Origin of the sequence: Desulfocucumis palustris (genome assembly GCF_002933875.1) — a bacterium.
GTDB classification, from domain to species: Bacteria; Bacillota; Desulfotomaculia; order Desulfotomaculales; family Desulfocucumaceae; genus Desulfocucumis; species Desulfocucumis palustris.
In genome coordinates, this window is record NZ_BFAV01000144.1 from 1 (window position 1) to 334 (window position 334).

Below are 334 nucleotides of genomic sequence, written 5' to 3' on the forward strand. Positions count from 1 at the left end.
TGCAGACTACGTGGTAGATAGGCCGGGAGTGTAAGTCCCGTGAGGGATTCAGCTGACCGGTACTAATAGGTCGAGGGCTTGACCTGAAAAATATATCTTAAGCTAAATGCTTTTGCGATAAATTTCTACGCTGTGAAGTTTTGAAGGCGCATACTCGAGGTTCGAAGTTCGAGATTCGGAATTCGGACCGGGGAAAAGCCTTAAAGGTCTAAAGGTCTAAAGGTCTTAAAAGAAAAGTGAGGCTCGAACCTCAAACATCTAACATTGAATATCGAATTTTCCGGTGACCATAGCGAAGGAGGTACACCCGTTCCCATCCCGAACACGGTAGTTA

At 45.5% G+C, this 334-nt stretch carries 2 rRNA genes; both read left to right on the forward strand.

The features are described 5' to 3' along the window. Positions 1-86, forward strand: a 23S ribosomal RNA gene (locus tag DCCM_RS13155); the annotation flags it as partial. A 193-nt stretch (positions 87-279) separates the two neighbouring features. After that, a 5S ribosomal RNA gene (gene rrf / locus DCCM_RS19835) occupies positions 280-334 on the forward strand; the annotation flags it as partial.